This window comes from Streptomyces sp. NPDC015131 (genome assembly GCF_043079975.1).
Classification (GTDB): Bacteria; Actinomycetota; Actinomycetes; order Streptomycetales; family Streptomycetaceae; genus Streptomyces.
Genome location: NZ_JBIBVB010000010.1, coordinates 22,335 through 47,672 on the forward strand (window position 1 = coordinate 22,335; position 25,338 = coordinate 47,672).

Consider the following 25,338-nt stretch of genomic DNA (forward strand, 5'->3'; position numbering starts at 1 on the left):
CCCCGGAACACCGAAGCGCCCCGCCCGGCACAAGGCGGATTCCAGCGGTCGTCGCGACACGGGTTGAGTGCCGCAACGGTGTCGGCTGCGGCGGTGATCAGTGTTGCCAGTCGGTCTCGCCGCCCGGGCCGACCAGGACGGGGTCGATTCCCGAGCCGGTGAGGTGCCACGACTCGTGGTCGGGGTCCGGTTCGACGCTGAGCCGAGTGCCGTCATCGAAGCCGAGAGACAGGGTGCCTTGCCCGGTGACCTCGGCTTCGGTGACGGACTTGGCAAACAGGCCGAGCAGCGGCGCCAAGGACGGTCCGGTGGCCGGCGTCAGGAGGGTCTGCCGGCCCGAGGTGTCTGTGAGGGTGAACGGCGTCTCGATGACGAGCTCGCCGTCGACGCGGATGCGGCCGTCCGGGGCGTCATCGGTGAAGCTGATCCGGACCTGGTGGTCGAAGGCCGTGCGCGTGACACGAGTGCCGACCAGCTCCGCCGGTACTTTCACCGCTCCCCCTGTCGCGGTTGTGCCGTGTGCCGACGGCACACCGACGACCGGCTCTCTTGGGCCTCGAGCAGTGTAGACAGGCGCTCGGCCGGCCGGGTCTCGGGACGGGGCCGGCCCGGTCTCCGGACGGGGCCGGCGCGACTCGGCGCGGGCCTCGGCGGCATGAGCGCGGGCTGAGCGGTTCTCTTCTTCGTTGCGTTGGTCGGGCGTTGCGATGACCGCTGGAACCCGGGCAAAGACCGGACGGGGCGTTTCTGTGCGGCCGCGTCCTGTGGCTACGGAGCAGCATCGAGGTGCCTGCGCAGCTCCGCCTCGATCTCCTCCTCGTCCCCCTGGGACGGCAGCGGCCACGGCTCCTGTTCACCGTTCGCCATGGCGAGGCTGCCGGCGAAGCGGACCAGATGCGTGGCGGGCACGAAGGAGTCCCGGAGCCAGCGTGCGAAGACAGCCGCTTCACCCGCCGTCACATCGGTCAGGGTGATGAAGGCGTACTCGGCGTGCGGCAGCGCGGCGGTCCCGTCGATCCAGACGCCCGGCGTCACCTCGACCTCGAAGTCCAGGACGGTCATCTGGTGAAGGGCCGAGGTGCGGTGCTCCACGGTCAGGCCCGGAAACGCCTGGCTCAGCGCCCGCTCCAGGGAGCCGAGGTCCGCCCGCCAGGACCCGGGCGCGTCCTTTGGAGGTGAGAAGGCGAAGTTGGTACGGGTGTTCCGTTCAGCGGCCACGGTCCCCCAGCTTCACCGAATGGGACTGTTGTCGGTCCGCCGACTGCGCCGTGCACAACGCGGCGGTACGAGGGGCTGCCTGCCCCGGCCGTGAAGCGGCCGGGGCTCAGCTTGCCGGTCGGATGCCCTGGTGGGCTCCCGACCCGGTAGGCCGTGTGGGACTCGAACCCACAACCAACGGATTAAAAGTCCGCTGCTCTGCCAATTGAGCTAACGGCCCTCGCGGAGTTACCCCAGAGCATAGCCCCAAGGCGCCCGGCATCCGATCGGGTATCGGATCACCGGAGGCGCTCAACGGGGCAGGGCCCGTACCTCGGTGCGAGATACGGGCCCTGCTCGGCGGTGTGCGCCCGGTGGTGCGGGTCAGCCGTTGCGCTTCCAGCGCGGCTTGTCGTCGCGGCGGCCGAAGGAGGAGGAGCCGGAGCCGCCTCGGTGGTCGTCACGGCGGCCGTACGGGCGCTCGTGGCCGCCGGAGCGGAAGCCGCCGCCCGAGGGGCGGTCGTCACGGCGGTCGCGGTTGTACGGGCGGTCGCTGCCGCGGTGGCCGCCGGTGTGGCGGTCGTCGCGGCGGTCGTCACGGCGGAACCCACCGGACGGACGGTCGTCGCGGCGGAAGCCACCGGACGGACGGTCGTTGTCCCGGCGGAAGCCGCCCGAGGGACGGTCGTTGTCGCGGCGGAAGCCACCGGACGGACGGTCGTTGTCGCGACGGAACCCGCCGGAGGGACGGTCGTTGTCGCGACGGAAGCCACCGGACGGACGGTCGTTGTCGCGACGGAACCCGCCACGGTCGTTGTCCCGGCGGTCGTCACGGCGGTCGTCGCGGCGGAACCCGCCGGACGGACGGTCGTCGCGGTCACGGCGCTCGTACCCGCCCCGGTCACCCCGGTCGTCGCGGCGGTCGCGGCGCTCGTAGTTGCCCCGCTCGTCACGGCGCTCGCGGCGCTCGTACGAGGACGGGCGCTCCTCCCGCACCTGCTGGGCCGGCACGGACGCGACCGCGGCCTGCACCTCGGCCTCGGCGGCCTCGGTCACCTCGGCGACCGCGGCCTGCGGGTCGTCGCCCCGCTCGCGGGCGGCACGGGCGACCAGGCGGTCGGCCTCCTCGCGCAGCTCGACGGCACGGCGCTGGAGGCGCTCCAGCTGCTGCGTGAGGTCGGCGACCTCGCGCTCGGCCTGCTTGGCGGCGTTGTTCGCGGAGTCGGCCTGCACCTCGGTCAGCGACCGGGCGCCGGTGATCTCGGCGACCTCCGGGTCGAACGCCCCGGCCCCGCCCACGATGTGGCGCGTGGCGTCGACGCCCGCGTCCTCCATCAGGCGGAAGATCTGGCGGCGCTGGTGCGGCAGGGCCAGCGACACGACCACGCCGGACTTGCCCGCACGGGCCGTACGGCCGGAACGGTGCAGGTAGTCCTTATGGTCGCCGGCCGGGTCCACGTTCAGGACGAGGTCGATGCCGTCGACGTGGATGCCGCGGGCGGCGACGTCGGTGGCGACGAGCGCGTTGACGTAGCCCTTCTTGAAGTCCTCCAGGACGCGGGTGCGGGCGCCCTGCGTCATGCCGCCGTGCAGGGCGTCGGCCTTCACGCCGGTGTCCTGCAGCTGCTCGGCGATCCGGTCGGCACCGAGCTGGGTGCGGACGAAGATGATGGTGCGGCCCTTGCGGGCGGCGATCGCGGCGGTGACCGGCGCCTTGTCCTTGGGCTTCACGACCAGGACGTGGTGGGTCATCGTCGTGACGGCACCGGCGGACGGGTCGACCTCGTGCGTGACCGGGTTGACCAGGTAGCGCTTGACGAGGCTGTCGATCTCGTTCTCCAGCGTGGCGGAGAACAGGAGGCGCTGGCCGCCCACGGGCACCTGGTCCAGCAGCTCGGTGACCTCGGGCATGAAGCCCAGGTCGGCCATCTGGTCGGCCTCGTCGAGGACCGCGATCTTCACGGCCTCGAGCGAGCAGGCGCCGCGGTTGATGATGTCGCGCAGCCGGCCCGGGGTGGCGACGAGGATGTCGACGCCGCGCTCCAGGGCGTAGATCTGGTTGCCCATCGACGTACCGCCGCAGACGACCTTCATCTTGAGGCCGAGGACGTCGCCGTACGGCTGGAGGGCGTCCGCCACCTGCATGGCGAGCTCACGGGTCGGGGTGAGGATGACGCCGCGGGGCTTCTTCTTCTCGGTGTGGCCGCCGGCCAGGGTGGCCAGCAGCGGCAGGCCGAAGGAGAGGGTCTTGCCGGAGCCGGTACGGCCGCGGCCGAGGATGTCCTTGCCGGCCAGGGCGTCCGGGATGGTCGCGGCCTGGATCGGGAAGGGGGTGGTCACGCCGTTCTGGGCGAGCTTGCGGACGATGCCTTCGGGCAGGCCCAGGTCGCCGAAGGTGACCTGGGGCTCCTCCGCCGCCTGCTGCTCGGTGACGTCGGCGGCCTCGGGGGCGTCGGTGGCCTCGACGGCGCCGTCGACGGTGTTCTCGTCGAACTCGGCGTTCTCGGGCATGACGGCGTGGTCAGGACTGAAAATGGACATGCGAAATGCGAAACCTTCCGGAGTCTCGGCACGCGCCCGTCAACTCCGTGTATCGCAATTCGACCGCCTCGATGCGGTCAGCCACGGCAAGGGAGAGTACGCGCCACACGCGGCGCTCTGAGTAGTGGCGCCGGGCAAAGGGGAACATGGGATCAAACGATCTACCACCATACGCACTCTCCCCCACTCAGCGCAAACCGGTTCACGTCGCCCGGGTATGACGTCCGTCTCCCCGCCCCCTTATCGCTCCCGGGCTCAGGCGGGCGGCGTCTGCGGAGAGGCCGCCGGCTCCGCCCCCTCCCACTGCCGCCCGGGCGCCCGCAGCGCGTGGTTGCGGGTTTCGGCGGGCGGCGACGCGGACGGCGGGTCCGACGGGTCCGGGCTCGGCTCGGCGGGCGGCGAGGACGGCGGCGTCGGCTCCGGGGGCGGCGTGGTCGCGGGGGGCGTCGGCTCCGGGGCGGGCGACTCCCCGCCGCCGCCCGCCGCGCCCCCGGACTCGCCACCGCTCGGCGAGGGGGCGGGCGGCTTCGTGGGCCGCGCACCGGTCCCGGCACCGGGCGACGGCTTGCCCGAGGGCGCCGCGGACCGCTTGGCCGGCCCGGGCGCGCCGCTCGGCTCCGGCGCCCCGTCGGCCCGCTCGCCCGGCAGGCCCGCCGCGCCGTCCACGCCGTGCCCGGTCCGGACGTCGTGCCGGCCGCCGGGCGCGTCCGCCCCGCCGTCCGGCTCGTCCGCCGCGGCCTCGGCCGGGTCGGCCGACCGGGCCGGGCCGGGGCGGGCGCCCGCGTCGGAGACGCTCATGCAGCCGCTGACGGAGCCGGCGGAGGCCGCCACCGCCAGCGCGGTGACGGCCCATCGGACGGGGGCGGGCATATGGCGCACGAGGGCACCTCCGGGGGCGCGGGACGGGGTCCCCCTGCCCAACTCCCCAGGCGCCACAAGGACACGCCCCCGCGCACGCCACCCGCCCGGCCCCGCCCGCCGGTCCGCGGGTCGAGCCGTACGCCGGCTCCTGCGGACACGTCGCCGCCGCGCGGCCGGACCGCGAACCCGTGCCGTACGCCGGCCGTGCCTCGGCCGTACGCCGGCCAGCCCGTGCCGTACGCCGGCCGCGCCACGCCTCGGCCGCACACCGGCCAGCCCGTGCCGTACGCCGGCCGCGCCGGGCCCCGCGGCCGTACCCCTGCTCGGGAGGCCGCGCCACAGCCGTACCCCCGCTCGGGGGTGTCCCGGCCGTGCACCGGATGCGGAGGCGCCGCGCCTCAGCCGTAGCCCAGCTCGTGCAGCCGCTCGTCGTCGATGCCGAAGTGGTGGGCGATCTCGTGCACCACCGTCACCTCCGTCTCGGCGACGACGTCCTCCCGCGAGTCGCACATCCGCAGCGTCGGCCCCCGGTAGATGGTGATCCGGTCGGGCAGGACGCCCGCGTACCACTCGCCCCGGTCGGTCAGCGGCGTGCCCTCGTACAGCCCCAGCAGGTCGGGGTCGTCCGGAGAGGGCTCGTCCTCCACGAACACCGCGACGTTGTCCATCAGCCGCGTCAGCTCCGGCGGGATCCGGTCCAGCGCCTCGGCGACCAGTTCCTCGAACTCCTCGCGTGTCATCTCCAGCACGCGGCCATTGTCACGGATGGCCGGGCATAGTGGCCCGTCCGCATGGGCATACGGCGCCCATGGCCGCCCGAGCTGCCCTCCGTACCGCCCGTGCCCGTCTGACGGGCCACTACTCCTCCCGCCGCACCGGCCCCACGTCCACCCTGGTCAGCACCCCTCACCCGTATGCCCGCGCGCTGGGCATGGTGGCCGTGGTCGTGATGGGCGCGTGGCTGGGGCTGCTGATCGTCGGGAGCGTCCGTACGCCGGTGGGGCCGATGGACACCAGCATGACCCTGCGCCCCTCCCTGAACGGCGGAACGAAGATCAACGTCTCGCCGCTGGGCGCGCTGGAGCTGGACTCGCACACCGCGCCCATCCGGCTCGACGTGGACGTCGACCAGCTCGACCCGGTCCGCGCCCAGGCGCTGGTGGAGCACCCCGAGCGGATCACCGGCCTCCAGGACGAGATCACCCAGGACGTGGCGGACGGCACCACCGAGCTGGCCTGGCGCTCCTGCGTCGCCGTGGTCTCCGGCGCCACCGCGCTGGGGCTCGCCGTCTACCGCCGCCCGCGCCGCGCCCTGGCGGCCGGCGGCCTGGCGCTCGTCCTGCTGGGGGCCGCGGGCGTGTCCGCGTACGCCACCTGGAACCCCAAGTCGGTGCTGGAGCCGCGGTTCTCCGGGCTGCTGTCCTCCGCCCCCTCGGTGGTCGGCAACGCCCGCTCGATCGTCAGTGAGTTCGACGTCTACCAGAAGGAACTGGCCCGGCTGGTCACCAATGTGACGAAGCTGTACGACGCCGCCTCGACGCTCCCGACGTACCAGCCGGACCCGGGCACCATGCGGGTCCTGCACGTCTCCGACATCCACCTGAACCCGGCCGCGTGGGAGATCGTCCGCTCGCTGGTGGAGCAGTACCGGATCGACGTGATCATCGACTCGGGCGACACCATGGATCACGGCACCGCCGCCGAGAACGGCTTCCTCGACCCGATCAGCGACCTGGGCGCGCCCTACGTCTGGGTGCGCGGCAACCACGACTCGGCGGTGACCCAGCGGTACCTGGAGGGCCTGCGGAACGTCCACGTCCTCGACGGCGGCCGCGCCGTCACCGTCGGCGGCCTGCGGGTGGCCGGGGTGGGCGACCCGCAGTTCACGCCGGACCGCTCGGTGGTGCCGGCCGGCGACGACGCCGAGCGCGCGGCGGGGGCGCGGCTGGCCGCGTCGCTGGACGCCCAGGCCCGGGCGGGCACGCCCGTCGACATCGCGGTGGCGCACAACCCGGTGGCGGCCCAGGAGACCGACGGCCACGTCCCGCTGGTCCTGGCGGGCCACGTCCACCGGCGGGTGAACAAGCTCCTCCCGGAGGGCACCCGGCTGAAGATCGAGGGCTCCACGGGCGGCGGCGGGCTGCGCGCCCTGGAGAAGGAGGAGCCGGAGAAGGTCCATGCCTCGGTGCTCTACCTGGACCGGGACACCCGCCGCCTCCAGGCGTGGGACGAGGTCACGCTCGGCGGCCTCGGCCTGACGACCGCCGAGGTCAGCCGGCACGTCCCGGAGCCGGAGACCCCGTCCGCCCCGACGCCGGGCCCGTCCGCTCCCCGGACGCCCAGCGGGTCCCCGTAACCGTTTTGGCGAACGGTCCCGCCATCCCATATGCTTCTCACGTCCCCGACGCGCTGAGAAGCGCCCAGGCGGGCCAATTAGCCCTCATCGTCTAGTGGCCCAGGACGCCGCCCTTTCAAGGCGGTAGCACGGGTTCGAATCCCGTTGGGGGCACGCATCACCGTGTGCGAGACTGGTTCTCGCGCGCATCGCTTGGTCCTGTGGAGCAGTTTGGAGTGCTCGCCACCCTGTCAAGGTGGAGGCCGCGGGTTCAAATCCCGTCAGGACCGCTGTGACCCGCAAGAGTCACATGGCTGGGTAGCTCAGTTGGTACGAGCGTCCGCCTGAAAAGCGGAAGGTCGCCGGTTCGACCCCGGCCCCAGCCACCGCAGCCCCATCAGGGCAAACGGCCCCACCGATGATCATCGGTGGGGCCGTTCTCGTGCCGCTTACGCCAACCCCTCCCCGTTCGGGCGCCCGGCCGCCAAGGACCGGACGGCCGCAGGCGTACGCCGGCCGCACCCGCCGCCCCGCACCCGGCGGCCGGGCGGGGGCGGGGGCCGGGCCGCCCGCCCCCGGGGCCGTCAGGCTCGGGTGCGGCCGCGCCAGCCGCGGACGCCCAGGGTGATGGCGACCACCGCGACCACCCCGAGCAGCAGCGCCCAGTCCGGGACCGCCCGGCCGAGGGAGGCGGCCCACTCCTCCACCGCGTACGAGTCGTCGACCGAGAGCAGCCCCGGCAGCGCGGTCGTGCCGTCGAAGGCGAGGAACAGCGCGCCCAGGGCGACGAAGAACAGCCCCGACAGCAGGGACGTGCTGTGCAGCCGCAGGCGGCCCACCGTCAGCGCGCGGCCCCGCAGCCAGCCGCGCCGCCCCAGGTCGTAGCGGTCCCACAGCAGGGCGAGCAGGAACAGTGGCACGGCCATGCCCAGGGCGTACACCGCGAGGAGCAGGCCCCCGTACGCGGGGTTGCCGCCGAGCGCCGCGACCGTCAGGACGCTGCCGAGGATGGGGCCCGCGCAGAAGCCGGCCAGGCCGTAGACCAGGCCCAGGGCATACACGGACAGCGCCGACACCGGGCGGATCCGGCCGCTCGCCTCGGCGATCCGGCGCGAGGCGAAGCCCAGGCCCAGCATCTGCGCCACCCCGAGCGCGACGATCGTCCAGCCGCCCACCGCGACCAGCAGGTCCCGGTGGCCGTAGAAGAACCGGCCCGCCAGCGACCCCGCCGCACCCAGCGGGACGAGCGTGGTGGCGAGCCCCGCGTAGAAGATCCCGGTGCGGGCGAGCAGCCGGGCGCGGGTGTCGATGGAGTACGCGAAGAAGGCGGGCAGCAGCAGGGCGCTGCACGGGCTCAGCAGGGCCAGCAGGCCCCCGAGGAAGGCGGCCAGGTAGCCGATGTCGCTCACCGGCCGGCCTCCCGCTTCGCCGCCTCGATCGCGGTCGTGAACGTCTCCATGGGCTGTGCGCCCGCGATGGGCCGTCCGTTGACGAGGAAGGAGGGCGTGGACGTGGCGCCCAGCGAGTACGCCTGCTCCTGGTCCTTGGCGACGGCCTGCCGAGCCGCGTCGCCGTCGAGGTCGCGGGCGAAGCGGTCGAGGTCGGCGACGCCCGCCTCCCGGGCCAGCGCCAGCACCCGGTCCTTGCCGAAGCCCTTCTCCTTGGCGCCCTCGGCGTAGGCGGCCCGGTGGAACTCCCAGAACCGGCCCTGCCGCCCGGCCGCCCACGCGCCGCGCGCCGCCCGCTCCGACTCCTCGCCGAAGATCGGGAAGTTGCGCCACTCGATGCGCAGGGTGCCGTCCTCGACGTACTTCCTCATCAGCTCGGGCTCGGTCTCGCGGGCGAACTTCCCGCAGTAGCCGCACTTGAAGTCGGCGTACTCGATCAGGACGACCGGGGCGTCGGCGCGCCCGGCCGCGAGGGGGTCCTTGGCGTCGCGCCGGGCGTACTTCAGCAGCTCGGGGTGCACGCCGGCGCCCGGGTCGGCGGGGTCGGCGGCGCTCTCGGCGACGGGCGCCCGCGAGGGTTCGGAGGGCTTGGTGGCGGTGTACGAGACGGTGCCGAGCAGCGCGGCGGCGGCGACGACACCGGCAACGACGAGGTACGGCTTGGACCTGGGCATGGTGGGGCTCCTGAACGCAGGGGAAACGGACCGGTGGCGCGGGTGCGGCTCGCCGGCTATACGCGCAGGATCGACAGGTCCAGGGGTGAGGGCGGGGCGAGCGGCGGCGGCCCCCGCTCCGGCCGGACGACCGGTGCGGTACCGGCCGCGCCCCACGCCCCGGCGGGCACGCGCGCGGCGTGCGGGGCGGGCAGCAGCTCGCCCGGGGCTCCCGGTCGCGGCGGTACGGCGGGCGTCAGGCCGCCCCGCGCGTCGCCCAGCGGATCGCAGCCGGGCACACCGGGCGCCTGCGCGACCGCGGCGCCCACCGCCTGGGCGCCGGCCCCGGGCGCGGCCCCGGCCCCGGTCGCGGTCGGTTCGGAGGCGGTCGCGGAGAGCGCCGGATACGCGGCGCCGGGCGCGGTTCCGCCGACGGTCGCGGAAACCGCCGAGTACGCGGTCCCCGACGCCGTTCCGTCCACGGTCGCGGAGACCGCCGGATACGCGGCCCCCGGCGCCGCCGTCTCCGGCGCCGCCGCGTGCCGGGGGCCCGGGCCCGAAGCGCTGGCGGCCGCGGCCGACGGGATGCCGTCCGGGGCGTACCCCCACGCCAGCAGCGCGCCCACCAGCACGAGGACGGCGGCCGCGGCGCGGCACCACCGGCCGGGGCGGGCGACGGACATCTCGGGGCGGCCTCTCGGGAGCTTCGGGGGTCCCCCGATGGTACGGGGAAATCGGTTCGCCACTCCGTCGCGGAGGGTGAGATCCTGGGTCAGGTATGTCTACTTCCTTCGCCGACCTCCAGACCCTGCTGGCCGAGGTCTCGCTGCGCGACGCGCACCGGCTCGGCCGCCGTCTCGAAGGCGCCCGCCGCATCCGCAAGCCCGAGGCCCGGCAGGCCGTGCTGGACGAGATCGCCGCCGAGGCCGGCGAGGCCGCCGCCAGGACCGCCGCGCGTGCCGCGCGCGTGCCGGGGGTCACGTACCCCGAGCAGCTTCCCGTCAGCCAGAAGAAGGACGAGATCCTGGAGGCGATACGCGACCACCAGGTCGTGATCGTCGCCGGTGAGACCGGGTCCGGCAAGACGACCCAGATCCCCAAGATCTGCCTGGAGCTGGGGCGCGGCGTCCGGGGCATGATCGGGCACACCCAGCCCCGCCGGATCGCGGCCCGTACGGTCGCCGAGCGCGTCGCGCACGAGCTGGACACCCCGCTCGGGGAGGCCGTCGGCTGGAAGGTCCGCTTCACCGACCAGGTGAACCCGGAGGCGACCTTCGTCAAGCTGATGACGGACGGCATCCTGCTCGCCGAGATCCAGACGGACCGCGAGCTGCGCGCCTACGACACGATCATCATTGACGAGGCCCACGAGCGCAGCCTCAACATCGACTTCCTGCTGGGCTACCTGGCCCAGCTCCTCCCCCGCCGCCCCGACCTCAAGGTCGTCATCACCTCGGCGACCATCGACCCCGAGCGCTTCTCCCGCCACTTCGGCGACGCGCCGATCGTCGAGGTGTCCGGCCGTACGTACCCGGTCGAGGTCCGCTACCGGCCGCTCCTCGAGGAGGACTCGGAGGACTCCGACCGCGACCAGGTCACCGCGATCTGCGACGCGGTGGACGAGCTTCAGGCGGAGGGACCGGGCGACATCCTGGTCTTTCTCTCCGGCGAGCGGGAGATCCGCGACACCGCGGACGCGCTGGTGAAGCGGAAGCTGCGGAACACCGAGGTGCTCCCCCTCTACGCCCGCCTCTCGCACGCCGAGCAGCACCGGGTCTTCCAGGCGCACTCCGGCCGCCGGATCGTCCTCGCCACGAACGTCGCGGAGACGTCCCTGACGGTCCCCGGCATCAAGTACGTCATCGATCCCGGCACCGCCCGCATCTCCCGCTACAGCCACCGCACCAAGGTGCAGCGGCTGCCGATCGAGGCGATCAGCCAGGCCAGCGCCAACCAGCGCAAGGGCCGCTGCGGCCGTACGTCGGACGGCATCTGCATCCGGCTGTACGACGAGGACGACTTCCTCTCCCGCCCCGAGTTCACCGACGCCGAGATCCTGCGGACCAACCTGGCGTCGGTCATCCTCCAGATGACGGCGGCCGGGCTGGGCGACATCGAGAAGTTCCCCTTCATCGACCCGCCGGACCACCGCAACATCCGCGACGGCGTGCAGCTGCTCCAGGAGCTGGGCGCCATCGACCCGGCGCAGAAGGACCCGAAGAAGCGCCTCACCCCGGCGGGCCGCAAGCTCGCCCAGCTCCCGGTGGACCCGCGGCTGGCCCGGATGGTCCTGGAGGCCGACAAGAACGGCTGCGTACGCGAGGTCATGGTGATCGCCGCCGCGCTGTCCATCCAGGACCCGCGCGAGCGGCCGGCCGAGAAGCAGGCGCAGGCCGACCAGCAGCACGCCCGCTTCAAGGACGAGACGTCCGACTTCCTCGCCCTGCTGAACCTCTGGCGCTATCTGCGCGAGCAGCAGAAGGAGCGCGGCTCCTCCAGCTTCCGCCGGATGTGCAAGGCGGAGTACCTCAACTACCTGCGCATTCGCGAATGGCAGGACATCTATACGCAGTTGCGTACGGTCGCCAAGCAGATGGGCATCCAGCTCAACGACCAGGACGCCCCGGACGACCGCGTCCATGTCTCGCTGCTGGCCGGTCTGCTGTCCCACATCGGGATGAAGGACGTGAAGGACGGCTCGAAGAACGAGTACCTGGGCGCCCGCAACGCCAAGTTCGCCGTCTTCCCCGGGTCCGCCCTCTTCAAGAAGCCGCCGCGCTTCATCATGTCGGCCGAGCTGGTGGAGACCTCCCGGCTCTGGGCCCGGGTCAACGCGAAGATCGAGCCCGAGTGGATCGAGCCGCTCGCCGGGCACCTGCTGAAGCGCACGTACAGCGAGCCGCACTGGGAGAAGGACCAGGCGGCGGTCATGGCGTACGAGAAGGTCACGCTCTACGGCGTGCCGATCGTCGCCCAGCGCAAGGTCAACTACGGGCGCATCGACCCGGAGGTGAGCCGGGAGCTGTTCATCCGCCACGCGCTGGTGGAGGGCGACTGGCGGACGCACCACAAGTTCTTCGCCGACAACCGCAAGCTGCTCACCGAGGTCGAGGAGCTGGAGCACCGGGCCCGCCGCCGCGACATCCTCGTGGACGACGAGACGCTGTTCGACTTCTACGACCGGCGGGTCCCCGACCATGTGGTGTCGGGCGCGCACTTCGACTCCTGGTGGAAGCACAAGCGCCGGGACGAGCCCGAACTGCTCGACTTCGAGCGCGAGATGCTCATCAACGAGAAGGCGGGCGCGGTCACCAAGGCCGACTACCCGGACTCGTGGCGGCAGGGCGCGCTGAAGTTCCGGGTGACGTACCAGTTCGAGCCGGGCGCGGACGCGGACGGCGTCACCGTGCACATCCCGCTCCAGGTGCTGAACCAGGTGACGGACGAGGGCTTCGACTGGCAGATCCCGGGGCTCCGCGAGGAGGTCGTCACCGAGCTGATCCGCTCCCTGCCCAAGCCGGTGCGCCGCCACTACGTGCCCGCGCCGAACTTCGCCCAGCGGTTCCTGGCCGGTACGGCGCCGTCGGTGGAGCCGCTGCCGGCCGTGCTGGCGCGTGAACTGCAGCGGATGGTCGGGGTGCCGGTGCACGCGGACGACTTCGACCTGTCCCGGGTCCCCGACCACCTGAAGATCACTTTCCGGATCGTCGACGAGCGGCGCCGCAAGCTGGCCGAGGACAAGGACCTGGAGGCCCTGAAGCTCCGGCTGCGCCCCAAGGCGCGGCAGGCGCTCTCCCAGGCCGCCAGGGCCGCCACGGAGGGCCCCTCGGGCTCCGGGCAGTCCCTGGAGCGGACGGGCCTGACGGACTGGACGTTCGGCACGCTGCCGAAGGTCTTCGAGACGCGGCGGGGCGGTCAGCCCATCAAGGCGTACCCGGCCCTGGTGGACGCCGGCGAGACCGTCTCCGTACGGCTCTTCGACACCCCGGAGGAGCAGGCGCAGGCGATGCGGCGCGGCACCCGGCGGCTGATCATGCTGAACATCCCGGTGAACCCGGCGAAGTTCGCCTCGGACCGGCTGACGAACCAGCAGAAGCTGGCTCTCTCCCGCAATCCGCACGGCTCGGTGCAGGCGCTGTTCGACGACTGCGCGACCGCCGCCGCCGACCGGCTGATCGCCGACCGCGGCGGCCCGGCGTGGGACGAGGAGTCCTTCCGGAAGCTGTACGACTCGGTCCGCGCCGACCTGGTGGAGCTGACCGTCCGCACGGTGGACCAGGTGCAGCAGATCCTGGCCGCCTGGCAGGCGTGCGAGCGGCGCCTGAAGGCCACCAACAGCCTGGTGCTGGTGCGGAACGTGCAGGACGTCCGCGAGCAGCTCGCGGCGCTCGTGCCGCCCGGCTTCGTCACGGCGACGGGCCTGCGGCGCCTGCCGGACCTGATGCGCTACCTGGTGGCGGCGGACCGGCGGCTCCAGCAGATGCCGACGTCCGTCCAGCGCGACACCACGCGCATGGAGAAGGTGCACGAGATGCGGGACGAGTACGCCTGGCTGCTGGAGCAGCTGCCGAAGGGCCGTCCGGTGCCCCAGGAGGTCCTGGACATCCGGTGGATGATCGAGGAGCTGCGGGTCAGCTACTTCGCGCACGCGCTGGGCACGGCGTACCCGGTGTCGGACAAGCGGATCGTGAAGGCCATCGACGCGGCGGCGCCGTGACGGCCGGCGGCACCATGACCGCCAGCGGCCCGCCGGGCGCCGGGGGCCGGGACCACGTGACGGACCCGTTTCCCTGAGTGAGTTCGACCGCACCCTCTGACCTGCTGTACAGTTTGGTTCGCAGCCGCGCAGTCGGCAGCGAAATCCAGGTCCTGTGGAGCAGTTGGTTAGCTCGCCACCCTGTCAAGGTGGAGGTCGCGGGTTCAAGTCCCGTCAGGATCGCCACAGCAGTAACAGAAGGGCCCGCATTCCCCAGGGATGCGGGCCCTTCTGCTGTGCGCCTTGACGCGGTCATCTGCCACCGGTACCCAAGCATCAGGGGATCGGGGGCCCTTCACCGGAGGTGACGCGATGGCGGCGGCATCCACAGCCAGGCACGAGACCCGCGCGCTGCTCCGCGCCCACCTGGCGGCCGCGTCCGGCTACCGCCACCTCACCCGGCACTGCCCGGTCTGCCACCGCCTCCTGCGGCTGGCGATGGAGTACCCGGACCCGGCCTACGAGGGCCAGGACGACGCCGGCCGGACCGCCCCGGAGGAGCCGGTGGACCCGGGGGACGACGCGGAACGGGTGTGACGCGAGTCACGAAAAGAGTTTTGAAAACCCCTGATCTTACGCCCTCCCTACAACGACCCCATTTAATATGTGCAATTGCACTGCCCTCGACGCTCCCCCGCAGGCGCGGGCCCCGGCCGGCCCCGGGCGGCCTCGACCGGCTCCGGGCACACAAAAAGATCGCGCTGGACCCGGCGGAGTCCAGCGCGATCGGTGACGAAGGCCCGTTGGGGCGGGCTCACGTCGGTGGAGCTTGGGGGTGGGCAACCCGGGTTGGGGGACCCGGAAACGCCCGGTTTTTCAGGGTGTTCAGGCCTCGCTGCGCTGCTGCGGGATGCCCGCCAGCAGTGCGCGGACCTCCGCCTCGCGGTACCGGCGGTGTCCACCGAGCGTACGGATGGACGTGAGCTTGCCCGCCTTTGCCCAGCGGGTCACCGTCTTCGGGTCCACGCGGAACATCGTGGCAACCTCAGCGGGGGTCAGCAGCGGCTCGGCATCAGGGGTGCGAGCGGTCATGAGCGGCCTCCTCGGGAGAACCGAACCTTCTCGGTTCTTTCCTCTAAATTCTGCACCTTGACCCGCGTTGCCCGAAATGGCGGACGCGAGCCGAGTCGGTTATAGGACGAACGGCTTGTCCTCGGCACTACAACTACACCATCTGTCCAGCCACGTTCGGCCAAACCGATGGAATTGCCCTCTCAGGTGTTCATCAGCGGCGGAAGCCGATGGACCATGCCATAACGGACAGTCACGTCACAGTGACGATCAGTCACAGAGCGATCAGGAGTCAACAGACCCCCCATAGCGTGCAATGCTGAGCCTTCCGCCCATACGCGGACGGAAGGAGCCCCCTCCGGACTCCTTGTCCTATTTTGGCATGAGGTCGGGCGATGGGCGCAAGAGCCCCGTTAGTGCTGTCCGTCACGCTTGACACAAAGGCCCGGATCGGGACCTTGGACCCGAAGGGGAGCGGGACCCGGACACCACACCGGTCTTCAGGGCGAGATCATCCGTCAGTTCGACCGCCGGATCCATAGGCGGATCCCACGACTCGGCCCCGGAGGTCCGCTCGGCGGCCGGTCCAGCTCAAGATCATTATCTGGTACGGGCCGACGTCCCGGTCCGTTCGCGGCGCCCGTCCCGTTCGCGGCCCGCGTTACGGTCGCGCCCGGCTCAGTTGGCGTGCTGGCGGAGCCGCACCGCACGCCACCGCTCGGTCAGCCGCTCGTACGCCTCGCCCGCCGCCTCCCCGTCACCGGCCCGCAGCGCGGCCAGGCCCGCCGCCACGTCCGCCGCCGACCGGTCCCCGGCGAGGAACTCCTCCGACAGCGTGTGCACCAGGCCGCCGTAGTCCAGCTCCACCAGCGAGCGCGGGTGGAACTCCTCCAGCCACCGGCCCACCTCCACCAGGCCCTCCGTCAGCGGCCCCTCCTCCCTCGCCTCGCGCAGCGTCCGCAGCGCCCGCGCCACCCGCCGGCGCGCCTGCACCATCGGCGTCCGGTAGCGCAGCACCGGCGCCTTGCCGGGGCCGCCGGGCGCGACGTACTCCCGCTCCTCGTCCGAGAAGAGCACGAACCACCGCACCGGCACCTGCCACAGCGCCGTGAGGATCCACGGGCGGGCGTCCGGGTTCCGCTCCCGCCACCGCTCGTAGTCCGCCTCCGCCTGGCCGCGCACCACCGGCGGCAGCGCCGCGTCCAGCACCGGGGGCGGCAGCGTGCCCGCCAGGTCGGGCAGGGCCAGCCACCCGCGCAGCCGCGTCCGCCACGGGCACACGCACACCACGCCGTCCACCTCCGCGACGAAGGCGTCGGCGCTCTCCTGCACCGGCACCGCGACCGGCGGGGTGGCCAGCAGGCCGGCCAGCGCCCGGCGCAGCTCGTCCTGCGCGGTGGGGGCGGTGCCCCGGCGGGCATAGCGGGCCCAGTGGCCCCGCTCCGGCTCGGGGAAGGCCGCCAGCGGCTCGTACACCCGCAGGTAGGACGGGTACGGGACGGGGACCGAGGAGACGGCTGCCATGCCCGAATCCTTCCACGCCCGTACTCCGCGAGGGGGTGATCCGCGCGCACGGGCTCTCCGCTACGCCCAGGTAGGACTTACTCTCTTGCCGACAGGTCCTCCCCCACCCGCAGGAGGGCCTCATCCGCCGCCTCGTACTTGGGAGTCACCACCGTGACCGATGTGACCGACGGCGTCCTGCACACCCTGTTCCGATCGGAGCAGGGCGGCCACGAACAAGTCGTGCTGTGCCAGGACCGCGCCTCCGGCCTCAAGGCCGTCATCGCCCTCCACTCGACCGCCCTGGGCCCGGCCCTCGGCGGCACCCGCTTCTACCCGTATGCCTCCGAGGAAGACGCCGTCGCCGACGCGCTGAACCTGTCCCGGGGGATGTCGTACAAGAACGCCATGGCCGGTCTGGAGCACGGTGGCGGCAAGGCCGTGATCATCGGTGACCCGGAGCTGATCAAGACCGAGGAGCTGCTGCTGGCCTACGGCCGGTTCGTCGCCTCCCTCGGCGGCCGGTACGTCACGGCCTGCGACGTCGGCACCTATGTGGCCGACATGGACGTCGTCGCCCGCGAGAACCGCTGGACCACCGGCCGCTCCCCCGAGAACGGCGGCGCCGGCGACTCCTCGGTCCTGACCGCGTACGGCGTCTTCCAGGGCATGCGCGCCTCGGCCCAGCACGCCTGGGGCGACCCGACGCTGCGCGGCCGGAAGGTCGGCGTCGCCGGGGTCGGCAAGGTCGGCCACTACCTGGTGGAGCACCTCCTGGAGGACGGCGCCGAGGTCGTCGTCACGGATGTGCGGGCCGAGTCGGTGCGCCGGATCACCGACAAGTTCCCGCAGGTCACCGTGGTCGCCGACACCGACGCGCTGATCCGTACCGAGGGCCTGGACGTCTACGCGCCGTGCGCGCTCGGGGGCGCACTGGACGACGACACCGTGCCCGTCCTGACGGCGAAGGTGGTGTGCGGCGCCGCCAACAACCAGCTCGCCCACCCGGGTGTCGAGAAGGACGTCGCCGACCGCGGCATCCTCTACGCCCCGGACTACGTGGTGAACGCCGGCGGGGTGATCCAGGTGGCGGACGAGCTGCACGGGTTCGACTTCGACCGGTGCAAGGCGAAGGCGTCGAAGATCTTCGACACCACGCTGGCGATATTCGCACGTGCGAAGGAAGACGGTATTCCGCCGGCCGCAGCGGCCGACCGGATCGCCGAGCAGCGCATGGCGGAGGCGCGCCGCGGGTAGCCGCGTGAGGAGTTGTGGTTGACGGTCCCGACCCGTCGGCCTGTGTGAGCCCGGTCACTCCCGGAAGGCCTCCGGTGGATCCTGGTGGTCTCCGGAGAGACTCCGAGGAGACTTCGGTGGACTCCGGAGAGACATGGCTCACGCCGGTCGGCGGGTCGACCGCCAGGAAGAGGTTAAAATCGCAGCTGACCAGCGAGGAGAGGGCTCCTCGTCGGTCCTGCTCCGAGGCGCGTGATGCGGGCGGCGTACCGTATGGCCGCGGAAGCAGGTACCGTTGAAGCCCTACGGGCCGGTCTCTCCACGGAGAGTCCGTTCCGCATCATGAACGCGTGTCAAGACTCTGGGGCCGTCGAGCCCCGTCACCGAGGGGGTCGAGCCATGGGGCGCGGCCGGGCCAAGGCCAAGCAGACGAAGGTCGCCCGCCAGCTGAAGTACAACAGCGGCGGGACTGACCTGTCGCGTCTGGCCAGCGAGCTGGGCGCTTCCACTCCGCAACCGCTCTCGCAGCCGCCGAATGGCGAGCCGTTCGAGGACGAGGACGAGGAAGACGACCCGTACGCCCGCTACGCGGAGCTGTACAACGATGACGACGACGAGGACGAGGAGTCCGGTCCGTCGTCACAGCGTCGCGGTGCTTGACGCCTGAACTCACCCAACCCGGTCCGGGGCCTCCCCGGACCGGGTTCTGTGCTGCTCAGACCGCGTAGTCGCCGGTCAGGGCCGCTCCGGTGGTGTGCTCGCCACGCTCGGTGATCTCACCGGCGACCCAGGCGTCGAGGCCCCGGTCGGCCAGCGTGGTCAGGGCGACGTCGGCCGAGTCGGCGGGGACGACGGCGATCATGCCGACGCCCATGTTCAGGGTCTTCTCCAGCTCCAGCCGCTCCACCTGACCGGCCTTGCCGACCAGGTCGAACACGGCGCCCGGGGACCAGGTCGACCGGTCGACCGTGGCGTGCAGCCCGTCCGGGATCACCCGGGCGAGGTTCGCGGCCAGGCCGCCGCCGGTGATGTGGCTGAAGGCGTGCACGTCGGTCGTCCGCGTGAGCGCCAGGCAGTCCAGCGAGTAGATCCTGGTGGGCTCCAGCAGCTCCTCGCCGAGCGTCCGGCCGAACTCCTCGACCTGCTGGTCGAGACGCATGCCGGCCCGGTCGAACAGCACGTGGCGCACCAGCGAGTACCCGTTGGAGTGAAGGCCGGAGGCCGCCATGGCGATCACCGCGTCCCCCGTACGGATGCGATCGGCGCCGAGGAGCCGGTCGGCCTCCACCACGCCCGTGCCCGCGCCGGCGACGTCGAAGTCGTCCGGGCCGAGCAGGCCGGGGTGCTCGGCGGTCTCGCCGCCGACCAGGGAGCAGCCGGCCAGGACGCAGCCCTCGGCGATGCCCTTGACGATGGCGGCGACCCGCTCCGGGTGGACCTTGCCGACGCAGATGTAGTCGGTCATGAACAGCGGTTCGGCGCCGCAGACGACGATGTCGTCCATGACCATGGCGACCAGGTCGTGGCCGATGGTGTCGTAGACGCCCATCCGGCGGGCGATGTCGACCTTCGTGCCGACACCGTCGGTGGCGGAGGCGAGCAGCGGGCGCTCGTAGCGCTTCAGGGCGGAGGCGTCGAAGAGGCCGGCGAATCCGCCGAGGCCGCCGAGGCCGGCGACCTCGGGGCGCTGGGTCTTCTTCACCCACTGCTTCATCAGCTCGACGGCGCGGTCGCCCGCTTCGATGTCGACGCCCGCGGCTGCGTAGCTGGCACCGGTGGTCTCAGTCTCAGACATGACTGTGAGAACTTTCGTGTCGTACTGCAGGGATTGCGGGTGGTCCTACGGGCGCCGGAGGGCGTCGGCCGCCGCCGTGGCGGCCGGTCCGGCGGCCAGCTCGGTCTCCAGCAGCTGCTTGCCGAGCAGCTCGGGGTCGGGCAGCTCCATCGGGTACTCACCGTCGAAGCAGGCGCGGCAGAGCCGCTGCTTGTCGATGGTGGTGGCCTCGATCATGCCGTCGATCGAGATGTACGAGAGGGAGTCGGCGCCCAGGGACTTGCCGATCTCCTCGACCGTCATGCCGTTGGCGATCAGCTCCGCGCGGGTGGCGAAGTCGATGCCGAAGAAGCACGGCCACTTCACGGGCGGGCTGGAGATCCGGATGTGGACCTCGGCGGCGCCCGCCTCGCGGAGCATCCGGACCAGGGCGCGCTGGGTGTTGCCGCGGACGATGGAGTCGTCGACGACCACCAGGCGCTTGCCCTTGATGACTTCCTTCAGCGGGTTGAGCTTCAGACGGATGCCCAGCTGGCGGATGGTCTGGGACGGCTGGATGAAGGTCCGGCCGACGTACGCGTTCTTCACCAGGCCGGCGCCGAACGGGATGCCGCTGGCCTCCGCGTAACCGATGGCGGCGGGGGTGCCGGACTCGGGCGTCGCTATGACGAGATCGGCCTCGACGGGGGCCTCCTTCGCCAGCCGGCGGCCCATCTCGACCCGGGAGAGGTAGACGTTCCGCCCGGCGATGTCGGTGTCGGGGCGCGCCAGGTAGACGTACTCGAAGACACAGCCCTTGGGCTTCGCTTCTGCGAAGCGGGAGGTGCGGATGCCGTTCTCGTCGATGGCGATCATCTCGCCGGGCTCGACCTCGCGGACGTACGCGGCGCCGCAGATGTCGAGGGCGGCGGACTCGGAGGCGACGACCCAGCCGCGCTCCAGCCGGCCCAGGACCAGGGGGCGGATGCCCTGCGGGTCACGGGCGGCGTAGAGGGTGTGCTCGTCCATGAAGACGAGCGAGAAGGCGCCCATGACCTCGGGGAGGATCTTGGCGGCGGCCTCCTCCACGGTCAGCGGCTTGCCGTCCTCGTCGACCTGGCCCGCGAGGAGCGCGGTGACGAGGTCGGTGTCGTTGGTGGCCGCCACCTGCGTGGCACGGCCGTCCTTCTTGGGGAGGTCGGCGACCATCTCGGCGAGCTGGGCGGTGTTCACCAGGTTGCCGTTGTGGCCGAGCGCGATGGACCCGTGGGCGGTGGCCCGGAAGGTCGGCTGGGCGTTCTCCCAGACGGAGGCGCCGGTGGTCGAGTAGCGGGCGTGACCGACCGCGATATGACCGGAGAGGGAGCCGAGGGAGGTTTCGTCGAAGACCTGGGAGACGAGGCCCATGTCCTTGAAGACGAGGATCTGGGAGCCGTTGCTGACCGCGATTCCCGCGGATTCCTGGCCCCGATGCTGGAGGGCGTAGAGCCCGAAGTACGTGAGCTTTGCGACCTCTTCGCCCGGAGCCCAGACACCGAAGACGCCGCAAGCGTCCTGGGGGCCCTTCTCGCCGGGAAGCAGATCGTGATTGAGTCGACCGTCACCACGTGGCACGCCACCGAGTGTAGGCGAGATCGACCACTGGTCCGAATTGGGGACGGGCGGGCAGCCCCGCTTCCGGACGGCCGGGGAGGCGCGGATTCCGCCCGCTCCGGCGCCCCGCGGCCCCCCGGCGGCGGGCCGGCCGGACGGGCGGACGACCCGCTCCGCCCGCCGATCACGCGCTGACCAGGGGCTCAGCCGACCGGCCCGGAAGCGGCCCCGCACCGGTGGACCGGTGCCGTGCGCCGGACGTCCGCGCCGGGGCCGGCCGGACGCGGAGCACCACCGGGCCGGCCGGGTGTGACGGACCTCGCAGCGGGGCGCGCATCGTACGCGGCGGCCGGAAGGGTGTCGCGTTCTTTTCGGCGCCGGACGGTGCTTGTCGGTGCGGGTGTTGTCGCTGTGCGTGGTGTTGCCGCTGGTGCGGAGTGTTGCCGATGCGGTCGTCTCGGGCCGCCGGGGGCCGGGCGCCTGGTGAGCCGTTGGGCGCCCGGTGGGCCGTTGGGCGCCTGGTGAGCCGTGGGGCGCCTGGTTACTTGGCTCCGCCGGCCTTGGCGTCGGCGCCCGCCGCGAAGCCGGTGCCACCGGGTGCGGTGATGGTCAGGGTGCGGTGGTCGACCGTGTACGTGGCCTTGCCCTGCATCGCCGCCGTCAGGGCGCGCTCCAGCTCCATCTGCGGGCCCGCGCACAGCTTCCGCGTGCTGGTGATCCGGCCGAAGGTGAGCGTGGACCCCTCCACGGTGACCGGGGCGCTGAACTGGTTGCAGCCCAGGTTTCCGCGTACAAAGCCGTCCTTGCCGAACACCATGGACGCCTTGCCCTCGGTGCCGGCCGGCAGCGAGGTGGCCGTCTTGCCGGAGACCAGCGAGTTCACCTTCCAGGTGGTGCCCTGGAGCGGGGCGGGGGGCTGCTCGCTCAGCCGGATCGTGTCGCCGCCTGCGGAGGTCAGCGTCAGGGTGCCGTCGGTGAGCTTGGCGGTGAGCTTGCCCGTGAGGGCCGAGCGCAGCGCGTCCTCGAAGCCCTGGAGCGGCTCGGGACAGCCCATCTCGGTCATGGTGGCGTCGCTGAGGGTCACCTGGTCGCCCTGGACGTCCGCCTTGGCGCTGAAGTGGTTGCACCCGAAGTTGCCCTGCGCCCGGCCCTTGGCGTCGATCTCGACGTTGGCGCCCGCCGGGGCGGCGGTCTTCTTGCCGTCGGCGGTGACGCTCTCGACGGCCCAGTGCACCCCGGTGAGGGGCACGTCGGGGCGTACGGAGGCGCTGCCGTCGCCCGCTCCGGAGCCGTCCCCGGACTGGGTGCCGCAGGCGCCGAGCGCGAGGGCGAGGAGCGGGGCGAGCGCCGCCGCGGCCCGGGTGCGGTGCGGCTGCTTCGTGGGCTGCTGCTTCGTCTGCTTCGTCTGCGTCGTCGTCTTGGTCGGCATGGTGATGGGACGGAGCGGGCGGCGGGCCGGTTCCGCCCGGTGCCCCGGGCGGTGCTCGGCGGCCGTTCCGCCCGGGCGCTCAGCCGAGGACCGGGAGGTGCGCCGACAGGTCGGCCCGCTCCCCGCTCGCGTGGATGTGCGCGCCGTCCAGCGCCTGCGCCCAGGACCTCCGCCCCGTGGCGAGCCGTACCCAGGTCAGGGGGTCGGTCTCCACCACGTTCGGCGGTGTGCCGCGCGTGTGCCGGGGCCCCTCGACGCACTGGACCACCGCGTAGGGCGGCACCCGGACCTCGACCGACCCGCCGGGCGCCTTGACCGCCAGCGCGTCGGCCAGCAGCCGGGTGCAGGCGGCGAGCGCCTGGCGGTCGTACGGCACGGCGAGCCCGGTCGCGTCGTTCAGGTCGTCGGTGTGGACGATCAGTTCGACGGTCCGGGTCACCAGGAAGTCCTCCAGGCGTACGCCCCCGAAGCGGGTGGTGATCAGCCGCTCGCCCGGCACCGCCGCCAGCAGCTCGGCGAGCCGGCCGCCGATGTCCTCGTACAGCCCGGCGAGCGCCCCCGGGGTGTCGGCCGCCGCCTCGGCGATCTCCCGGGTGTCGTGGTCGACGTCCGCGGCGAAGCGCCGGGTGGCGAGCGGCCATTCCAGCAGGGACAGCTCCCGGGCGGCCGGCGCTGGCGCCTCGGCACCCCGGACGACGGAACGCATCGCCATGGTGATGTGCGCGGCCAGTTCGAGGACCGTCCACTCCCCGAGACGGGTCGACCGCGCCAGTTGCTCGGGCGTGAGGGTGAGGACGCATCGACGGACGTGGTCGAACTGCGCGAGCACGGCGGCCCGGATCTTGGCGGGGTCGTACGCGCGGGTTCGCTGGGTGCGCTTGGCCGGTGGCATGGGGCGAGGTTAGCCCGCCGCCGCCTAGGCGCGGGCCTGACGGTCGGCGGTGGCCGGACGGCCGGCGGTGGCCGGAGGGGCGGTGGTGATTTGGCCGTCGGCGCTGACCTGGCCGTCGGCGCTGGCCCGGCCGTCGGTGGTGACCTGACGGTCGGCGGTGAACGTCTCGCCGCCGGCCGGGACGCCTATGCCCCGCCAGGTGAACGGCAGGCCCTTCGCGGTGCGCACGTCGGGGCCGTCCATCAGCTGGAAGTGCAGGTGCGGTTCCGTGGAGTTGCCGGAGTTGCCGCACCGGCCGAGCGGCCGGCCGGCGGTCACCCGGTCACCGGGGCGCACGGTCAGCGACCCGCGCCGCACATGGGCGTACGCCGCGTACACCCCTCCGCCGAGGTCCAGCACCACATGGTTGCCGACGATGTTGCCCGGCCCGCCGATGGACCGGAAGAGGCCCTCCACCAGGAAGAAGTACAGCAGCGCGGGCAGGGAGTTGCGGCTGAGGTGGTCGCGCCGGTGGTCCTCCGCGCGCACCACCGTCGCGTCGGCGACCGCGAGCAGCGGGGCGTCGAAGGCCGGGAAGTCGGTGTTGCGCCGGGCGACCGGCCAGAGCCAGGCGAACGTCGGGCGGCTGCGGCCCTCCGGCTCGGCCACGATGTCGATCGCGTACGTCTGCGCGAGCATGTCCGTGCCGTGGCTCGGCACCTTGTCCGCCGGGCTGTTCAGCGCGGACCAGCGGCCGGTCACCGGCGGGTCCACCTCGACCGGGTCGGGCCGCTTGGCCGGGTCGCGGCGCTCGTCGGTGCCGCGCAGGACGGCGCCGATGGCGACGGCGGCCAGCATCGGGAGCCAGCCCAGCCACCAGTTGTAGGGCAGGTCGACGAAGATCCCGGCGATCGCCTGAGCGATGAACACCGCCCACAGAGCGCGGGCGAGCAGCTTGGCGCAGGTGCGGATGGTCATGCGGTTTCCCCCTGTGGTGGTGTCACGGTCGGGCCGTGGCCAGCGCGACGAACAGCGGCACCACCCGCCCCGGCGGGACCTCGTAGCGGCCCCGCCCCGTGGTGTGCAGCCATCCGGCGCCGGTCAGTTGGCGCAGGTGGTGGTAGATCTGGCCGGTCGTGCCGATCTCCTCCAGCGCGGCCAGCTCGGCGGCGGTGCGCTTGCCGCCGCTGATCTCCCGCAGGAGCCGGAGCCGGACCGGGTGGCCCAGCGCCGCGAACGACTCGGCCGCCTCCGCCCAGTCGGCGTCGAGCTGCCGCTCGGCGAGGGTGCCGTACTGCCACTCGTACCGCTCGCCGGTCGGCAGCCGTACCGCCCCGGTGAACAGCACCCCACCGTCGGCGGCGCCCGCCTCGGCGAGCTGCGCCTTGAGGCCCTCCAGGGCCCAGAAGTCGCCCTCGCCGACGGGCGGCACGGCACGGTCGCCACTCACCAGCGCGGCCATGCGCCGCTCCAGCTCCGTGACGCGTTGCTCCAGATCCATGACCCCAAGAATACGTAGTTACGTAATAACGTGCAAGCGTTATGTCGCTGCCGCACCCACGAAAGAGCCCCCGCCCGGACCGCGAGGTCCGAACGGGGGCTCAGGGGCCGTGCGCGTCAGGCGAGCAGACCCGGGATGGTCGCCTCGTACGCGGCGCGCAGCTCGCTCAGCGGGAGGCCGAACTCGCCCTGCACCTCGACCTCGTCACCGTCCACGACACCGATCCGCGTCGCGGGCAGGCCGCGCGCACCGCACATGTCGGTGAAGCGGAGCTCCTCGCTGCGCGGGACGGACACGACCGCACGGCCGGCCGACTCGCTGAACAGGAAGGTGAAGGCGTCGAGGCCGTCCGGGACGATGAGGCGGGCGCCCTTCCCGCCGCGCAGGCAGGACTCGACGACCGCCTGGACGAGCCCACCGTCGGACAGGTCGTGCGCGGCGTCGATCATGCCGTCGCGGGACGCGGCGATCAGGATCTCGCCGAGCAGCTTCTCGCGGTCCAGGTCCACGGCCGGCGGCATGCCGCCCAGGTGACCGTGGACGACCTCGGACCACGCCGAGCCGCCGAACTCCTCACGCGTGTCGCCCAGCAGGTAGAGGAGCTGGCCCTCCTCCGCGAAGGCGATCGGCGTACGGCGGTTCACGTCGTC

General features: G+C 72.6%; 22 protein-coding genes and 5 tRNA genes. 9 read left to right on the plus strand and 18 right to left on the minus strand.

Annotation, left to right across the window (positions count from 1 at the left end):
- Positions 1-97 precede the first annotated feature (97 nt).
- The 6 genes from ACF08D_RS30940 to ACF08D_RS30965 form a co-directional block, all read right to left on the minus strand.
- Entirely contained in the window at positions 98-532 is a 435-nt protein-coding gene (locus tag ACF08D_RS30940; RefSeq protein ID WP_392227485.1) for a DUF6188 family protein, read from the minus strand.
- A 236-nt stretch (positions 533-768) separates the two neighbouring features.
- On the minus strand, positions 769-1,218 hold the full coding sequence (locus ACF08D_RS30945; RefSeq protein ID WP_392227486.1) for a hypothetical protein: 450 nt from the start codon (positions 1,216-1,218) through the stop codon (positions 769-771).
- A 147-nt stretch (positions 1,219-1,365) separates the two neighbouring features.
- Positions 1,366-1,438: transfer RNA gene (locus ACF08D_RS30950), tRNA-Lys, on the minus strand.
- 143 nt (positions 1,439-1,581) lie between these two features.
- Positions 1,582-3,738, minus strand: a complete 2,157-nt coding sequence (locus tag ACF08D_RS30955) for a DEAD/DEAH box helicase (RefSeq protein WP_392227488.1) — start codon at positions 3,736-3,738, stop codon at positions 1,582-1,584.
- Positions 3,739-3,993: 255 nt separating this feature from the next.
- Positions 3,994-4,608: a hypothetical protein gene (locus tag ACF08D_RS30960; RefSeq protein WP_392227490.1), complete on the minus strand. Its 615-nt coding sequence runs from the start codon at positions 4,606-4,608 to the stop codon at positions 3,994-3,996.
- A 389-nt stretch (positions 4,609-4,997) separates the two neighbouring features.
- Positions 4,998-5,348: a metallopeptidase family protein gene (locus ACF08D_RS30965; RefSeq protein ID WP_064072095.1), complete on the minus strand. Its 351-nt coding sequence runs from the start codon at positions 5,346-5,348 to the stop codon at positions 4,998-5,000.
- Between the two features lie 59 nt (positions 5,349-5,407).
- Between ACF08D_RS30965 and ACF08D_RS30970 the strand changes: the two genes are divergently transcribed.
- The 4 genes from ACF08D_RS30970 to ACF08D_RS30985 all read left to right on the plus strand — a co-directional run bounded on the left by ACF08D_RS30970 (position 5,408) and on the right by ACF08D_RS30985 (position 7,320).
- Positions 5,408-6,955, plus strand: coding sequence for a metallophosphoesterase (locus ACF08D_RS30970; protein ID WP_392227492.1), 1,548 nt, complete (start codon positions 5,408-5,410; stop codon positions 6,953-6,955).
- A gap of 80 nt (positions 6,956-7,035) precedes the next feature.
- Positions 7,036-7,108, plus strand: a tRNA-Glu gene (locus ACF08D_RS30975).
- Between the two features lie 41 nt (positions 7,109-7,149).
- Positions 7,150-7,224 (plus strand) — tRNA-Asp (locus ACF08D_RS30980).
- 22 nt (positions 7,225-7,246) lie between these two features.
- A tRNA-Phe gene (locus ACF08D_RS30985) sits at positions 7,247-7,320 on the plus strand.
- 198 nt (positions 7,321-7,518) lie between these two features.
- On the opposite strand, the gene ACF08D_RS30990 is transcribed toward ACF08D_RS30985, so the two are convergent.
- From ACF08D_RS30990 to ACF08D_RS31000, 3 genes are read right to left on the minus strand one after another with little or no spacing between them, the layout of a single operon-like run.
- Positions 7,519-8,343, minus strand: coding sequence for a cytochrome c biogenesis CcdA family protein (locus ACF08D_RS30990; protein WP_392227494.1), 825 nt, complete (start codon positions 8,341-8,343; stop codon positions 7,519-7,521).
- Positions 8,340-9,056 carry a DsbA family protein gene (locus ACF08D_RS30995; protein WP_392227496.1) on the minus strand — a complete coding sequence of 239 codons (717 nt, stop codon included), beginning with the start codon at positions 9,054-9,056 and terminating at the stop codon, positions 8,340-8,342. Before ACF08D_RS30995 ends, ACF08D_RS30990 begins: the two co-directional genes overlap by 4 nt.
- Positions 9,057-9,112: 56 nt before the next feature.
- Entirely contained in the window at positions 9,113-9,718 is a 606-nt protein-coding gene (locus ACF08D_RS31000; protein WP_392227498.1) for a hypothetical protein, read from the minus strand.
- Positions 9,719-9,813: 95 nt separating this feature from the next.
- Between ACF08D_RS31000 and hrpA the strand changes: the two genes are divergently transcribed.
- The 3 genes from hrpA (at position 9,814) to ACF08D_RS31015 (ending at position 14,328) form a co-directional block, all read left to right on the plus strand.
- Positions 9,814-13,752: an ATP-dependent RNA helicase HrpA gene (gene hrpA, locus ACF08D_RS31005; protein WP_392227500.1), complete on the plus strand. Its 3,939-nt coding sequence runs from the start codon at positions 9,814-9,816 to the stop codon at positions 13,750-13,752.
- A gap of 148 nt (positions 13,753-13,900) precedes the next feature.
- Positions 13,901-13,977, plus strand: a tRNA-Asp gene (locus ACF08D_RS31010).
- Between the two features lie 126 nt (positions 13,978-14,103).
- Positions 14,104-14,328, plus strand: a complete 225-nt coding sequence (locus ACF08D_RS31015; protein ID WP_392227502.1) for a DUF6274 family protein — start codon at positions 14,104-14,106, stop codon at positions 14,326-14,328.
- A 288-nt stretch (positions 14,329-14,616) separates the two neighbouring features.
- Here the strand turns inward: ACF08D_RS31015 and bldC are convergent, their stop codons facing one another.
- Positions 14,617-14,823, minus strand: coding sequence for a developmental transcriptional regulator BldC (bldC, locus tag ACF08D_RS31020; protein WP_003949541.1), 207 nt, complete (start codon positions 14,821-14,823; stop codon positions 14,617-14,619).
- Between the two features lie 657 nt (positions 14,824-15,480).
- Positions 15,481-16,326: a hypothetical protein gene (locus ACF08D_RS31025; protein WP_392227504.1), complete on the minus strand. Its 846-nt coding sequence runs from the start codon at positions 16,324-16,326 to the stop codon at positions 15,481-15,483.
- A gap of 153 nt (positions 16,327-16,479) precedes the next feature.
- Here ACF08D_RS31025 and ACF08D_RS31030 point away from each other — a divergent pair, with 153 nt between their 5' ends.
- Together ACF08D_RS31030 and ACF08D_RS31035 are read left to right on the plus strand one after the other, a co-directional pair.
- The gene (locus tag ACF08D_RS31030; protein WP_392227506.1) at positions 16,480-17,562 is read left to right on the plus strand and encodes a Leu/Phe/Val dehydrogenase; all 1,083 of its coding nucleotides are present in this window, start codon (positions 16,480-16,482) and stop codon (positions 17,560-17,562) included.
- A 378-nt stretch (positions 17,563-17,940) separates the two neighbouring features.
- Positions 17,941-18,201: a DUF3073 domain-containing protein gene (locus ACF08D_RS31035; protein WP_064072105.1), complete on the plus strand. Its 261-nt coding sequence runs from the start codon at positions 17,941-17,943 to the stop codon at positions 18,199-18,201.
- A 55-nt stretch (positions 18,202-18,256) separates the two neighbouring features.
- Here ACF08D_RS31035 and purM read toward each other — a convergent pair whose 3' ends face one another.
- From purM to ACF08D_RS31070, 7 genes are all read right to left on the minus strand, one after another.
- On the minus strand, positions 18,257-19,336 hold the full coding sequence (purM, locus tag ACF08D_RS31040) for a phosphoribosylformylglycinamidine cyclo-ligase (protein ID WP_392227508.1): 1,080 nt from the start codon (positions 19,334-19,336) through the stop codon (positions 18,257-18,259).
- Positions 19,337-19,381: 45 nt separating this feature from the next.
- Positions 19,382-20,908: an amidophosphoribosyltransferase gene (purF, locus tag ACF08D_RS31045; protein ID WP_392227510.1), complete on the minus strand. Its 1,527-nt coding sequence runs from the start codon at positions 20,906-20,908 to the stop codon at positions 19,382-19,384.
- Between the two features lie 520 nt (positions 20,909-21,428).
- Positions 21,429-22,316 carry an META domain-containing protein gene (locus ACF08D_RS31050; RefSeq protein ID WP_392227512.1) on the minus strand — a complete coding sequence of 296 codons (888 nt, stop codon included), beginning with the start codon at positions 22,314-22,316 and terminating at the stop codon, positions 21,429-21,431.
- Positions 22,317-22,395: 79 nt separating this feature from the next.
- Positions 22,396-23,208: a sterol carrier family protein gene (locus ACF08D_RS31055; protein ID WP_392227513.1), complete on the minus strand. Its 813-nt coding sequence runs from the start codon at positions 23,206-23,208 to the stop codon at positions 22,396-22,398.
- A 24-nt stretch (positions 23,209-23,232) separates the two neighbouring features.
- Positions 23,233-24,165, minus strand: a complete 933-nt coding sequence (locus tag ACF08D_RS31060) for a M23 family metallopeptidase (protein WP_392227515.1) — start codon at positions 24,163-24,165, stop codon at positions 23,233-23,235.
- A gap of 22 nt (positions 24,166-24,187) precedes the next feature.
- Positions 24,188-24,688, minus strand: coding sequence for an ArsR/SmtB family transcription factor (locus ACF08D_RS31065; protein WP_392227517.1), 501 nt, complete (start codon positions 24,686-24,688; stop codon positions 24,188-24,190).
- Positions 24,689-24,804: 116 nt separating this feature from the next.
- Positions 24,805-25,338 (minus strand): AIR synthase-related protein (locus ACF08D_RS31070; protein ID WP_392227519.1); only part of this gene is annotated, 534 nt, incomplete at its 5' end.